This is a genomic window from Serratia sp. GW822-FHT06D09 (genome assembly GCF_058799515.1).
Genome location: NZ_JBXALO010000001.1, coordinates 778,638 through 790,830 on the forward strand (window position 1 = coordinate 778,638; position 12,193 = coordinate 790,830).

The window sequence follows — 12,193 nt, forward strand, 5'->3', positions numbered from 1 at the left end:
CGGAAATCTATTCTGGCCGACGGCCTCTTCCTCTCGATGAAAATTATTCACGCTTGCGGCTAAAACATTGTGTGAAAAGAGGGTTGACTTTATTCTCGCGAACCAGTTAACTAGTACACAAGTTCAGGGCGATACCCTGGTTGGATGATAAACAAGAGAGCACAGAAATGAATAAGCAAACTTCTCTTCTTCGTTGGTGGCGTACCTCCCTTTCGCGGGCGGTGTAATCACGCATACCTGTCATCTGACACTGCAGATTCCCTAAGCCCGCTGGTAACGCGGGCTTTTTTATGGACAAATTTTAACTGGAAGACCCAAGATGAACATCAAACCACAGCTTAAATTACTGAAGGCGGAGGCCAGTTACCGGGGCGATCCGACCACTATTTTCCACCAGTTGTGTGGCGCGCGTCCGGCGACCCTGCTGTTGGAATCCGCTGAAATCAACAGCAAGCAAAACCTGCAAAGCCTGCTGGTGATCGACAGTGCCCTGCGTATCACCGCACTGGGTCGTATCGTCACCCTGCAGGCGCTGACCGCCAACGGTGCGGCAATGCTGCCGCTGCTGGATGAGGCGCTGCCGCCTGAAGTACAGATTCAGGTGCGTCCCAACGGCCGGGAACTGACTTTCCCGCCGATTGACGCTATCCAGGATGAAGACGCTCGCCTGCGGTCGCTGTCGGTATTTGACGCGCTGCGCACCCTGCTAACATTGGTGGATTCTCCCGCCGACGAACGTGAAGCCGTCATGCTTGGTGGCCTGTTTGCTTACGACTTGGTCGCTGGCTTCGAAGACCTGCCGGCACTGCGTCAGGATCAGCGCTGCCCGGACTTCTGCTTCTATTTGGCGGAAACCCTGTTGGTGCTGGATCACCAACGCGGCGTCGCCCGTCTGCAGGCCAGCGTGTTCACAGCCGACCCGGCCGAGGAGCAACGCCTGCAACTGCGTCTGGAACAGCTGCAGGTTCAATTGAAACAGACGCCGCAGCCCATTCCTCACCAGAAGCTGGAAAACATGCAACTGAGCTGCAACCAGACCGATGAAGAATACGGTGCCGTGGTCAGCGAGCTACAACAGGCCATTCGTCAGGGTGAAATTTTCCAGGTGGTGCCGTCGCGTCGTTTCTCGCTGCCCTGCCCGGCCCCGCTGGCCGCGTATCAGACGCTGAAAGACAACAACCCAAGCCCCTATATGTTCTTTATGCAGGATGACGAGTTCACCCTGTTCGGCGCGTCGCCGGAAAGTGCCTTGAAATACGACGCCAACAACCGCCAGATTGAAATCTACCCGATTGCCGGTACCCGCCCACGCGGTCGTCGTGCCGACGGTTCACTGGACCTGGATCTGGACAGCCGTATCGAGCTGGAAATGCGTACTGACCATAAAGAGCTGGCCGAGCACCTGATGCTGGTCGATCTGGCGCGAAACGATCTGGCGCGCATCTGCCAGGCCGGCAGCCGCTACGTGGCCGATCTGACCAAAGTGGACCGCTACTCTTTCGTGATGCACCTGGTTTCCCGAGTGATCGGCACCTTGCGCGCCGACCTTGACGTGCTGCACGCCTATCAGGCCTGTATGAACATGGGCACGCTGAGCGGTGCACCTAAAGTGCGCGCCATGCAGCTGATCGCCGCTTCCGAAGGCACCCGTCGTGGCAGCTACGGCGGCGCAGTGGGTTACTTCACCGCCACCGGTGATTTGGATACCTGTATTGTCATCCGTTCCGCGTATGTTGAAGACGGCATTGCCACCGTGCAAGCCGGTGCCGGCGTAGTGCTGGATTCTGTACCACAGGCGGAAGCCGATGAAACCCGTAATAAGGCACGTGCCGTGCTGCGCGCCATTGCCAGTGCGCACCAGGCCAAGGAGGTGTTCTGATGGCCGATATCTTACTGCTCGATAACGTTGATTCCTTTACCTACAACCTGGTCGATCAGCTGCGCGCCAGCGGCCATCAGGTGGTGATCTATCGCAACCAAATTTCTGCCGAGGTGATTATCGAGCGCCTGCAGCAGCTGACCCAGCCGGTGCTGATGCTGTCTCCTGGCCCGGGCACACCGGCCGAAGCCGGCTGCATGCCGGAGCTGTTGCAGCGCCTGCGCGGCCAGTTACCCATTATCGGCATCTGTCTCGGCCATCAGGCAATCGTCGAAGCCTATGGCGGGCACGTCGGCCAGGCCGGGGAAATCCTGCATGGCAAGGCGTCGGCCATCAGCCACGATGGCGAAGGGATGTTTGCCGGTATGGTGAACCCACTGCCGGTGGCCCGTTATCATTCCCTGGTTGGCAGCAATATCCCGGCCGAACTCACCGTTAACGCCCACTTCGGCGACATGGTGATGGCAGTTCGTCATGACAAGCATCGCGTATGCGGTTTCCAGTTCCATCCGGAATCTATCCTGACCACTCACGGCGCGCGTTTGCTTGAGCAAACTCTGGCCTGGGCGCTGGCGAAATAACGAGAGGAAACGACGATGCAAACTATTCTTGAAAAACTGTACCGCTCAGAGTCGATGAACCAGCAGGAAAGCCAGCAGTTGTTCAGCGCCATTGTTCGCGGTGAGCTGGAGCCAAGCCAGTTGGCCGCGGCGCTGATCAGCATGAAAATTCGCGGCGAACGTCCGGAAGAGATCGCCGGCGCGGCTAAAGCGCTGCTGGCCGATGCCCTGCCGTTCCCGCGCCCGGACTACCCGTTTGCCGATATCGTCGGCACCGGCGGTGACGGCACCAACAGCATTAATATTTCCACCGCCAGCGCCTTTGTGGCGGCCGCGTGCGGCGCCAAAGTGGCAAAACACGGTAACCGCAGCGTTTCCAGTCGGTCAGGATCATCCGATCTGCTGGCGGCGTTCGGCATTCGTCTGGATCTGCCGGCGGAACAGGCGCGCCAAGCGCTGGATGACCTGGGCGTATGCTTCCTGTTCGCGCCGCAGTATCACACCGGTTTCCGCCATGCGATGCCGGTACGTCAGCAGTTGAAAACCCGTACGGTATTCAACGTACTCGGCCCGCTGATCAACCCGGCGCGTCCGCCACTGGCGCTGATCGGCGTTTATAGCCCGGAATTGGTGCTGCCGATTGCCGAAACCCTGCGCGTGCTGGGTTACCAACGAGCCGCTGTTGTGCACGGCGGTGGCATGGATGAAGTGGCGATCCACACCGCGACCCACGTGGCCGAGCTGAACAACGGCGAAATTGAAAGCTATCAGCTGACGCCAGAATCCTTCGGGCTGCAACGCTACCCGCTGGAGGCCCTGCTGGGCGGTTCGCCGGAAGAAAACCGTGACATTCTGGCAAGGTTGTTACAAGGTAAAGGTGACCCGGCGCACGCCGCTGCGGTGGCCGCTAACGTGGCGCTGCTGCTGAAGTTATTCGGGCATGAAGACCTGCGCCAAAACGCGCAGCAGGCACTGGACATGATTCACAGCGGGAAAGCTTACGAGCGCGTAACCGCACTGGCAGCAAGAGGATAAATGATGCAGGAAACCGTGCTCAACAAGATTGTTCGTGATAAAGCGCAATGGGTCGCAGCACGACAGCAACAACAGCCACTGGCCAGTTTTCAAAATGAAATCGTCCCCAGCGAGCGTGGCTTTTATCACGCGCTGCAGGGTGCCAGAACGGCGTTTATTCTTGAATGTAAAAAGGCATCCCCTTCCAAAGGGCTAATCCGCGAGAATTTCGATCCCGTGGAAATTGCTTCGGTCTACAAAGATTTCGCCTCGGCGATCTCGGTGTTGACCGATGAAAAATACTTCCAGGGCAGCTTCGACTTCCTGCCGCTGGTCAGCAAGACGGTGACACAGCCGGTGCTGTGCAAAGACTTTATTATCGACCCGTATCAGATCTATCTGGCGCGCTTCTATCAGGCCGACGCCATTCTGCTGATGCTGTCCGTGCTGAACGACGATCAGTACCGTCAATTGGCTGCGGTTGCGCACAGCCTGAACATGGGCGTGCTGACCGAAGTGATCAGCGAAGAAGAGCTGCAACGGGCCATTGCTTTGGAAGCGCGCGTGGTCGGTATCAATAACCGCGATCTGCGCGACCTGAGTATCGATCTGGATCGCACTCGCCAGTTGGCGCCTCGCGTCCCACACGGGGTGACGGTGATCAGCGAGTCCGGCATCAACAATTACGGTCAGATCCGCGAACTGAGCCACTTTGCCAACGGTTTCCTGATTGGCAGCGCATTAATGTCGGAAACCGATCTCCGTGCCGCCGTGCGCCGGGTGATCCTGGGCGACAACAAAGTCTGCGGGCTGACCCGTCCGCAGGATGCCAGCGCGGCCTATCAGGCAGGTGCGGTGTATGGTGGACTGATTTTCGTCGGGCGTTCACCCCGCTATGTTGATATCAACCGCGCCCGTGAAGTTATCTCGGGTGCTCCCCTGAAATATGTCGGCGTATTCTGCGACGCGCAGGTAGAGACCCTGGTTAAAACCGTTGAACGCCTGGGGCTGAAAGCGGTGCAACTGCACGGTTCGGAAGATCAGGCCTATATCAGCGCCCTGCGCGCCGAACTGCCTGCCGAGTGCCAGATTTGGAAAGCCTTGAGCGTAAAAGACCATTTACCGCAGCGCGATTTGCAGCACGTTGATCGTTATCTGCTGGATAACGGCGCGGGTGGCACCGGGCAGCGTTTCGACTGGTCGGTATTGCACGGCGAAAACCTGGAAAATGTGATGCTGGCCGGTGGCCTGAGCGCAGACAACTGCGTTGACGCAGCCAAACTCGGCTGTGCCGGGTTGGACTTTAACTCCGGCGTAGAGAGCCAGCCCGGCATTAAGGATCCTGCCCGCCTGGCGGCGGTGTTCCAGACCCTGCGCGCTTACTAATTATGATTAACGGATAATAACGGGAACTAAAATGACGCTGCTTAACCCCTACTTCGGCGAATTTGGTGGCCAATATGTGCCGCAGATTCTGATGCCGGCCTTAAAACAACTGGAAGAAGCCTTTGTCAGCGCCCAGCGCGATCCAGAATTCCAGGCTGAATTTATCGACCTGTTGAAAAACTACGCCGGTCGCCCGACGGCTTTGACACTGTGCAAAAACCTCACTGCCGGTACCAAAACCAAGCTGTATCTGAAGCGTGAAGATCTGCTGCACGGTGGCGCGCACAAAACTAACCAGGTATTGGGTCAGGCGCTGTTGGCCAAGCGCATGGGCAAAACCGAAATCATCGCCGAGACCGGTGCCGGTCAACACGGCGTTGCCTCCGCACTGGCCTGTGCCCTGCTCGGCCTGAAGTGCCGCATTTATATGGGCGCCAAAGATATCGAGCGCCAGTCACCCAACGTCTTCCGCATGCGCCTGATGGGAGCGGAAGTGATCCCGGTGCACAGCGGTTCCTCCACGCTGAAAGATGCCTGTAACGAAGCGCTGCGCGACTGGTCTGGCAGCTACAAAACCGCCCACTATATGCTGGGTACCGCTGCAGGTCCGCACCCGTATCCGACGATTGTGCGTGAATTTCAGCGCATGATCGGCGAAGAAACCAAAGCACAAATGCTGGAACGTGAAGGCCGCTTGCCGGATGCCGTACTGGCCTGCGTTGGCGGTGGCTCGAACGCCATCGGTATGTTTGCCGACTTTATCGACGATACCAGCGTTGGGTTGATCGGCGTTGAACCTGCAGGTTTAGGGATTGAAACCGGCCAGCACGGCGCACCGCTCAAACACGGCCACGTGGGCATCTATTTCGGCATGAAAGCGCCGATGATGCAGACTTCCGAAGGCCAGATCGAGGAGTCCTACTCGATTTCCGCCGGCTTGGACTTCCCTTCAGTCGGGCCGCAACACGCCTATCTGAACAGCATCGGTCGGGCTGAATACGTGTCTATTACCGATGACGAAGCGCTGGACGCTTTCAAAGCGCTGTCGCGTAGCGAAGGGATTATCCCGGCGCTGGAGTCTTCCCATGCTCTGGCGCACGCGCTGAAAATGATCCGTGAAACGCCGCAAAAAGAACAGATTCTGGTGGTTAACCTGTCCGGCCGCGGCGACAAAGACATATTTACCGTTCACGACATTCTGAAAGCTCGGGGAGAAATCTGATGGAACGTTACCAACAACTGTTCAACCGCCTGGCAGATAAGAAAGAAGGCGCGTTCGTCCCGTTCGTTACCCTCGGCGATCCGAACCCGGCGCTTTCGTTGCAGATCGTCGATACCCTGGTTGAAGCAGGTGCCGACGCGCTGGAACTGGGCATTCCGTTCTCCGATCCGCTGGCCGATGGCCCTACGATTCAAAGTGCTGCGCTGCGCGCCTTCGCCTCAGGCGTGACGCCAACCCAGTGCTTCGAAATGCTGGCGGCGATCCGCCAGAAACACCCGAACATTCCTATCGGCCTGCTGATGTACGCCAACCTGGTATTCCATAAAGGTATCGATGCGTTTTACCAACGCTGTGCCGAAGTCGGCGTTGATTCGGTGCTGATTGCCGACGTGCCGTATGAAGAATCTGCGCCCTTCCGTGCTGCGGCAACGCGCCATGGCATTGCACCTATCTTTATCTGCCCACCCAATGCAGACGACGATTTACTGCGTGAAATATCCTCACACGGCCGTGGCTACACCTACCTGTTGTCTCGTGCGGGCGTCACCGGCACCGAAAGTCGCGCTGAATTGCCACTTCATCACCTGGTGAATAAATTGCGCGAATACCATGCGGCACCGCCGCTGCAAGGGTTTGGCATTTCCGAACCGGCGCAGGTTCGCGATGCGCTGCAGGCCGGTGCTGCCGGGGCGATATCCGGTTCGGCTATCGTTAAAATTATCGAGCAGAATCAAGCTAATCCGACAGAAATGCTGACGAAACTGGCGAGTTTTACGCGTGAAATGAAAGCGGCTACCCGGGCATAAGGCTTCAACGGCGGGTGCAGAAGATTGCGCCCGCCGATAACATCTTGTTTACCCTCAAAGTTGTGCGATTTTTTTTACATCTAAAGTTTGAACAAACCCAATTCTTGTCTCACACTTAGCGTTGCGCGTCGGGCATTTCTTTATTTTTTAGGGGTGCACTACGTCTTCAGGTGAAAACCCGAATGTAGTTTCAACAATAACATTGCATGGAGAGTAATTTATGAAGCTATTTAAAACCCTTTCGGTCTTGTGCATGGCTGCCGTTGTGGCATTCGCAGTGAGTGCCTGCGCGCCAACAGCGAAATCTGAAGGGACTGGCGGTTATATTGATGACACGGTAGTGACGACCAAGGTGAAGTCAGCGCTGCTGGCGGATAAAACCATCAAATCTACCGAAATCAGCGTCGAGACCTTTAAAGGTCGTGTGCAATTGAGCGGCTTTGTCACTTCGAGCGCCGATGCCAACCGTGCAGTGCAGGTAACTCGTGGCGTAGCGGGTGTGAAATCCGTCGAGAACGTCATGCAGATCAAGTAAAAATAAAACGGAGGCGCTGTATGCGCCTCCCTGTTTCACCGCTATCAGAAACGATAACCTGCCCCGAACATAAATACCCACGGATCCAAACGCGTATCTATGCTGTGATGATTACCGGCCGCATCGTCAAAGCGTGTTTTGGTTTCGATGTTCATCCACCAGACTGACATGTTCAGCATCCAGTGCTCATCCAGGTTGTAATCCAGGCCCGCCTGCGCGGCCACACCCCAGGAGTCTTTCAAACTCAGGTTGCTCAACCCGGCATCTTTGCCGTTGTCGTTGAATTTTTCATCGAAGAAGGTGGTGTAGTTCACGCCCACGCCCAGATACGGACGCAGTTTGTCCTGCTTGTCGCCAAAGTAATACTGCGCCATCAGGCTCGGCGGCAAGTCGTGCACCGTAGCGATATCACCGTTCACGGCTTGACCATTCAAGCCCACCTTGTGGCGAAACGGCGTTGCAGCCAGCAGTTCGACACCAATATTGTCCGTAACCATATAGCCGAAGGTCAGGCCAAGCTGGGTGTTATTATTGGCGCTGAATGAGCCCTGCCCAAGTACATCATCCGATCCGGCATTTGGTCGTACGGTCGCAGAACCTGCACGGAAAAGAAAATCGCCTGCCTGATGCGCACTTGCCAACATAGGGGCCATCATCGCCGCCAATACCACCAGAGTTGTCTTTTTCATTATCCATTCCATTTGTGTGGTTATCATCCAAGGGGAATATACCTACTTACGGGTATTTATGATCCCATCGAGATCACATCTTATGTGTAAAAATTTTAATTCCTACTAAAAACAAGGTTACCTAAGAGACTAATAAATCGAGAATTGATCTGAATCAAAAAACGCTTTTTGTTGCAAATTATTTACATGTTCAAATATCAGTTGCTAAAAAAAACGCCGCTGCGTAATTTCATCTTCCGTGTTGGTTTTGGTTGGTGTCGTAAGGAGTCGGCGGGCAATCAAGATGAGCGAAATTCAAAATCCCTGTGTCAGTTGCGGCGCGTGCTGCGGCTATTTTCGAGTGTCATTCTATTGGGCCGAAGCGGAAGATGGCGGCGGCGTGGTTCCTTTATCCCTAACAGAGCCGTTAACCCCCTTCCTGCGCTGTATGCAGGGGACCAACAGCAAGTCCCCACGCTGCACCGCACTCGACGGCGAAATCGGCAAAGCGGTTTCCTGTTCTATTTATCTTAATCGCCCCAGCCCCTGCCGTGAGTTCGATCAGTCCGGAGAGAATGGCCTGCGTAACGAAGCGTGCGACCGCGCTCGCGAACGTTATGGCCTGCCGCCATTGCCGGTTCCGTTGCCACTTTCTTTACCGATCGCCAAGATCGACGAAGAAATAGCCGTAGTGCAATTCGCGGGGTGCCACAGCGACGTGGAACAGGGTACAATCGCCCACTGATTTTGATTTATCTCTGTTTCTCGATGCCAAGGAGTCTGCATGCCTATCACGGCCAACACGTTGTACCGTGACAGTTTTAATTTTTTCCGTAACCAACTGGCCAGTATTCTGATACTGGCGTTGTTGACCGCGTTCATTTCTGTGCTGCTCAATCAGGTTTTCAGCCCTGACATCGAGCAGTTGAAGATCCTGAGCGCAACGGAAGGTGACTTTGCTGCGTCCGCCGGTATGGGGATCCAGGAAATCATTCAACAAATGACACCTGAGCAGCAGATGGTGTTATTGAAGGTCTCAGCCGCCGCCACTTTCTCTGCGTTAGTGGGTAACGTGCTGCTGGTAGGCGGGATGTTGACGCTGGTTCGCCTGGTTTCTCAGGGGCAACGCCTGAGCGCCCTGCGCGCTATCGGGGCTTCCGCGCCGGAACTGCCGCGTTTGCTGCTGCTGCTGTTTATTTGCACGCTGCTGATCCAACTGGGGCTGACGCTGTTTGTCGTGCCGGGTGTGATCATGGCGATCGCCTTCTCGCTGGCACCGGTGATCACCACCGCCGACAAGAAAGGCGTGTTCGCGTCGATCAAACTGAGCTGCAGACTGGCTTTCGCCAATGCGCGCGTGATTGTTCCGGCAATGATGCTGTGGCTGGCAGCCAAGCTGCTGGTGCTGTTTATGGTGAGCCACCTGTCGGTGCTGACCCCGAACGTCGCCAGCGTGGTGCTGACGGCTCTGAGCAACCTGGTTTCCGCCCTGTTGCTGATTTACCTGTTCCGCCTGTATATGCTGCTGCGCAGCTGATCTTGCGACAGGATGCAAATAAGGCACGCTTCTGCGTGCCTTTTTGTTTATGGGGCCACGGCTGGTTCCGCCTGCTCCTTGCTTTGAATCAGCTTCAGTGCCAGGTACAAATCCGGTACCAGTATTAATTCCCGATCGCGTCCCACCCGGTTGATGCGGAACCAGCGCGTCAATTCGGTGCGTCGCCCTGCCAACACCAATTTAACGTTACGCTGTAACAAATCACGTTTCAACTCATCAATTGCCGCCAGGACGCTGATATCGGCATGGGTAAAGCTGGCCACGGCGTCCACCACCACCCAGCGCGGTTGAAACGGCGTGCTATCCACCAGGTTCAGGATCCGTCGTTTGAAATACGCCACGTTGAAATAGGTCAACGGCGAGTTGAAGCGATACATCATCACCCCAGGCACCGGCTTAATGCCGTTATTGTTGCCCATCGAGTGGATCATGCCTTCGTCATTGACGCCCAACAGCTGCTCCGTCGGGCGGAATACCGTGCGCAAGAACTGCATCAACCCCAGTAATACCGCCAGGCCAATACCGCTGATTACCCCCACCAGCAGTACACAAAGGAAGGTAAACATCGCCAACCTGAAGGCCTGCGCATTGCGGCGCCGCATGATCCAGATACCGCGAATATCCAACAGCGACCAGGCGGCATACATCAGTACTACCCCCAGTCCTGCCACCGGAATAAACTGCAACGGAGCCATCAGAAACAGCAACACAAAGGCAATCACCCCTGCCGCAATAATCGACACCAGTTGGCTCTTGCCACCGTTGGCGTCATTGACAGCCGTGCGCGAATCCGCCCCGCTGATGGCGAAACCCTGCGATAACGCCGAGACGATGTTCACCAGCCCCAGTGCGCGAAACTCCGCGTCCGCATTGACCTCATAGCCGTTCTTGGCCGCAAAGCTGCGGGCGGTCAGCATCATGCTGACGAAGCTCACGACCGCCAGGTTAAGCGCCGGGATCACCATATCGCGCAGCAAGCCTGGCTGAAAATCCGGCCACTGCACGATCGGCAATACGTCGCTAAAACCGCCTACCGTCACTACGCCGTGCTGCTGCAGCCCACCGGCCCAGGTAACAAAGGCCGCCAAAACGATGGCAAACAGCGGCGCCGGCCAGTTAGGCCGCCATTTTTTGAACCCGATCAGCGTAACCAGGGTCAGCAGCGAAACCGCCATGGTCAATACATCGCTGTGCATCAGATTGCCCGGTAAAGCGTAGATTCGCTCGATCAACTGCGCCGGATGCACGCCGAAACCCAGTACCTTGCCAATCTGATCGACCATGATGGTAATAGCCACCCCGTTGAGCAGCCCGCTGAGTATCGGTCTGGAGAGCAAGTCAGCAAGTGCGCCCAGCTTGAAACGGCTGGCTAACAGACACCAGGCGCCCATCATCGCCGTCATCATGATGGTGAGCTGCCAGTGGCGCTCCATGTTGCCCGCCGCCAGCGGCGTCACCACGGCGGCAATGACCGCACAGGTTGCAGCATCCGGCCCGACAATGAGCTGGCGTGAGGAACCGAAGAAGGCATAGGCAACCATCGGCAAAATACAGGAATAAAGCCCCACCACCGGACTAACCCCGGCCAATTCGGCATAGGCAATTGCCACCGGCAAGGCAACGGCAGCCACGGAAAGCCCGGCGCGAATGTCCGGTTTAAGCCAACTGCGTTGATACCCTAATAAATGCGTCAAACCGGGCGTTAGCGCCTGGAGAGATTTCCACTGCATAACCTGTTTTCCGTTATAAATTATCCGGCTATTATTGGGCGTATCATGCGATGCCAATGCCGCGCTGGCAATCCACACGCCGCGAACTCGCGACTTCAATCGTAAGTTTATGCAAATTCCTGCTTTCACGGCGGAAATCCGTTGGCCAAACGCCGATAATCAGCGCTTCCCAGCGGTACACAGAACCCGCCAAATCCGGTATAGTCGGCCGATGAACAGATGATGGATTGATTTATGAAGCAGTTTCTTGATTTCCTCCCGCTAATTGTCTTTTTCGCCTTTTATAAGCTCTACGATATTTACGTGGCCTCTGGCGCGCTGATTGTCGCCACCGCCCTGGCGCTGGTGTTCACCTGGTTCAAGTACCGCAAAATCGAGAAGATGACGCTGATCACCTTCCTGATGGTGCTGGTGTTCGGCACCCTGACGTTGGTGTTCCATAACGATTTGTTTATCAAATGGAAAGTGACCATCATCTACACGCTGTTCGCGCTGGCGCTGCTGATCAGCCAACTGGTGCTCAAGAAGCCATTGGTGCAGCGCATGCTGGGGAAAGAGCTGACGCTGCCGGATAAAGTCTGGAACAACCTCAATCTGGCCTGGGCGGTGTTCTTCCTGGTCTGCGGTCTGGCGAACATCTACGTCGCGTTCTGGCTGCCTCAAAGCGTTTGGGTCAATTTTAAGGTGTTCGGCCTGACCGCGCTGACGCTGGTATTTACCCTGTTAAGCGGTATTTATATTTATCGGCACATGCCGGAAGAACAGAAAAAATAGTTACAAAATTGTTAATGCCCGTAGCCTTTGCTACGGGCAGTATAGTGAAATCCCTTCTTTG

Annotated in this window: 10 protein-coding genes, 1 pseudogene and 1 other annotated feature; of the genes and pseudogenes, 9 read left to right on the top strand and 2 right to left on the bottom strand. The window is 55.9% G+C overall.

Translation table 11 applies throughout. The features are described from left to right. The first annotated feature begins 188 nt into the window (after positions 1–188). Positions 189–292: a sequence feature (Trp leader region), on the top strand. A 27-nt stretch (positions 293–319) separates the two neighbouring features. From AC1RKG_RS03550 to AC1RKG_RS03575, 6 genes and pseudogenes are all read left to right on the top strand, one after another. After that, complete coding sequence (locus tag AC1RKG_RS03550; RefSeq protein WP_187961445.1) at positions 320–1,879, top strand: anthranilate synthase component 1; 1,560 nt, start codon at positions 320–322, stop codon at positions 1,877–1,879. Continuing rightward, a pseudogene (gene trpD / locus AC1RKG_RS03555) lies at positions 1,879–3,474 on the top strand (bifunctional anthranilate synthase glutamate amidotransferase component TrpG/anthranilate phosphoribosyltransferase TrpD). The gene AC1RKG_RS03550 and the pseudogene trpD overlap by 1 nt, the downstream one beginning before the upstream one ends. 3 nt (positions 3,475–3,477) lie before the next feature. Beyond that, entirely contained in the window at positions 3,478–4,839 is a 1,362-nt protein-coding gene (gene trpCF / locus AC1RKG_RS03560) for a bifunctional indole-3-glycerol-phosphate synthase TrpC/phosphoribosylanthranilate isomerase TrpF (protein WP_172958990.1), read from the top strand. A gap of 31 nt (positions 4,840–4,870) precedes the next feature. Further along, positions 4,871–6,061 carry a tryptophan synthase subunit beta gene (trpB, locus tag AC1RKG_RS03565; RefSeq protein ID WP_020827155.1) on the top strand — a complete coding sequence of 397 codons (1,191 nt, stop codon included), beginning with the start codon at positions 4,871–4,873 and terminating at the stop codon, positions 6,059–6,061. Further along, positions 6,061–6,867 carry a tryptophan synthase subunit alpha gene (trpA, locus tag AC1RKG_RS03570; RefSeq protein ID WP_048758652.1) on the top strand — a complete coding sequence of 269 codons (807 nt, stop codon included), beginning with the start codon at positions 6,061–6,063 and terminating at the stop codon, positions 6,865–6,867. Before trpB ends, trpA begins: the two co-directional genes overlap by 1 nt. A gap of 220 nt (positions 6,868–7,087) precedes the next feature. Beyond that, positions 7,088–7,402 (top strand): BON domain-containing protein, encoded by a 315-nt coding sequence (locus AC1RKG_RS03575; RefSeq protein ID WP_020827157.1) that lies wholly within the window; start codon positions 7,088–7,090, stop codon positions 7,400–7,402. A gap of 44 nt (positions 7,403–7,446) precedes the next feature. Here the strand turns inward: AC1RKG_RS03575 and ompW are convergent, their stop codons facing one another. Then, complete coding sequence (gene ompW, locus AC1RKG_RS03580; protein WP_116690351.1) at positions 7,447–8,091, bottom strand: outer membrane protein OmpW; 645 nt, start codon at positions 8,089–8,091, stop codon at positions 7,447–7,449. 283 nt (positions 8,092–8,374) lie between these two features. Here ompW and AC1RKG_RS03585 point away from each other — a divergent pair, with 283 nt between their 5' ends. Both AC1RKG_RS03585 and AC1RKG_RS03590 read left to right on the top strand, forming a co-directional pair. Further along, on the top strand, positions 8,375–8,815 hold the full coding sequence (locus AC1RKG_RS03585) for a YkgJ family cysteine cluster protein (RefSeq protein ID WP_020827159.1): 441 nt from the start codon (positions 8,375–8,377) through the stop codon (positions 8,813–8,815). Positions 8,816–8,854: 39 nt separating this feature from the next. Continuing rightward, positions 8,855–9,607, top strand: coding sequence for a YciC family protein (locus AC1RKG_RS03590; protein WP_217331326.1), 753 nt, complete (start codon positions 8,855–8,857; stop codon positions 9,605–9,607). Between the two features lie 47 nt (positions 9,608–9,654). Here the strand turns inward: AC1RKG_RS03590 and AC1RKG_RS03595 are convergent, their stop codons facing one another. Continuing rightward, the gene (locus tag AC1RKG_RS03595) at positions 9,655–11,358 is read right to left on the bottom strand and encodes a SulP family inorganic anion transporter (protein WP_115058685.1); all 1,704 of its coding nucleotides are present in this window, start codon (positions 11,356–11,358) and stop codon (positions 9,655–9,657) included. 234 nt (positions 11,359–11,592) lie between these two features. Here AC1RKG_RS03595 and AC1RKG_RS03600 point away from each other — a divergent pair, with 234 nt between their 5' ends. Beyond that, entirely contained in the window at positions 11,593–12,132 is a 540-nt protein-coding gene (locus AC1RKG_RS03600; protein ID WP_020827162.1) for a septation protein A, read from the top strand. Positions 12,133–12,193 lie beyond the last annotated feature (61 nt).